The organism is Jeotgalibacillus sp. ET6, assembly GCF_029667115.1.
Lineage (GTDB): Bacteria > Bacillota > Bacilli > Bacillales > Jeotgalibacillaceae > Jeotgalibacillus.
Window position 1 is genome coordinate 1 of the sequence record NZ_JARUIU010000293.1, and the last position, 237, is coordinate 237.

The 237-nt window shown below is 44.3% G+C and carries 1 pseudogene; it reads right to left on the reverse strand.

Annotated features, from left to right (window positions below):
• Window positions 1-227, reverse strand: a pseudogene (ycgR, locus tag P6709_RS20330) (flagellar brake protein YcgR); the annotation flags it as partial.
• Window positions 228-237: the final 10 nt, after the last annotated feature.

The window sequence follows — 237 nt, forward strand, 5'->3', positions numbered from 1 at the left end:
TCTGCGATAATGGCTACCTGCCCGGCACGTAATACGGCGCTATTTTCGTATTCCTGGCTGCCGTAATCCACGATGAGTTTTTCCGGGTCTACCGCCAAAATTTTACTGATGAATTGACCATGCGCCCATGAAATACGCAGTGGAACCTGATTTTTATTTAAATCCCGTAGCACGCCTAATATCGCTAATGGATTTTTTTTCAGGAACTGCTCATTGTAACCACTCACACGAAATAAC